Origin of the sequence: Haloferax sp. Atlit-6N (genome assembly GCF_003383195.1) — an archaeon.
GTDB classification, from domain to species: Archaea; Halobacteriota; Halobacteria; order Halobacteriales; family Haloferacaceae; genus Haloferax; species Haloferax gibbonsii.
In genome coordinates this window covers 1-1,164 of sequence record NZ_QEQJ01000016.1, presented here as the reverse complement: position 1 = coordinate 1,164, position 1,164 = coordinate 1, and the positions used below count along the sequence as shown (strand labels likewise).

Genomic DNA, 1,164 nt, shown 5'->3' with positions numbered 1-1,164 from the left:
CTATTTGGGTTATCAAGAGTTGAGTTACCTATGAATCTCCCATCAAAGGTATATGCAGGGTTAACAAGAGCTGGTTTGTATGGTTCTTTCAAATCTGTTGCCATTTCTATGAGGCATACTGGGGAACCAGATAAGATCATTTTACATTCAAAGAGGGTGCCATAGAACGATTAGCACACCAAAGAGCAGGGTGAACGCTGAGGTGGAATGAGTTCAGCGACCCTGCAAGATCACCCTTCGGTAGACTCGTTCTTCAATGTCGCGGAGACAGAGACGTTAGCGTTGGTTGAGCACCTCTCTTTCGAGTTTCTCGAAGAGTTCGACGTGTTCGCCCCGGCGGAGACGGGGCGAACACGAGACCACGAACCACCAGAGCTGATGCGTGGCTTCCTCCACTGCTACTACAAGGACATCTACGGCATTCGTCCCGTTGAACGAGAGCTTCGGAACACGGTCGTCTGGCTCAGCTGTGGCTTCGATCGACCGCCGTCGAGAGACGCGGTCGATCGCTTCCTCACTGACCTCGAACACGTCGTCGACGAAGTCTTTGACCGACTCGTCGAGCAGGCCACGGCGGGCGGCCTGCTCGACGTCACCTACTGCATTGATTCAACTGATGTGAGGGCGATGCCCGCCGATCAAGACGCATCGAAGTGCTACGATCCAACCGACGACGAGTACTACCACGGCTACGGCTGTACGATCGTCTCGACCGGACAAAAGATCCCGATCGCGGCGGAGTTCACAGAGAGTAAGCAAGCGCCAGAGGAGACGGCGATGCGCGTCACGCGTGACGCGCTCGCCATCGCCAAGCCGATCTGGATGGTCGGTGACAGCGCCTACGACACGCTTGACTGGCACGACCACCTGCTGACCGCAGGGGTCGTGCCAATCGCACCGTACAACGCGCGAAACACCGACGATCCCAAAGACATCGAGAACAGGGTCGAAGACCGCATCGAACAACACAGCGAGGACATTCAGCTGAAGCAGTCCACGTTGGATGAGACATACAACCGCCGTACTGGAGTCGAACGAACCAATGAATCAGTGAAAGACTGCGGCCTCGGGCGAACGCACGCCCGAGGCCGCGTTCACGCACGAGCGCAGGTGTTCCTCGCTCTGTGCCTTCGTCTCGTCGTAGCAATCACCAACTACGAACGC

1 protein-coding gene is annotated in these 1,164 nt (G+C 56.3%); it reads left to right on the top strand.

Annotated elements, in window-relative coordinates; all coding sequences use genetic code 11:
• Positions 1–207: 207 nt before the first annotated feature.
• Positions 208–1,164, top strand: a 957-nt coding sequence (locus DEQ92_RS20840) for a transposase (protein ID WP_147299527.1), incomplete at its 3' end; no start/stop codon positions are given.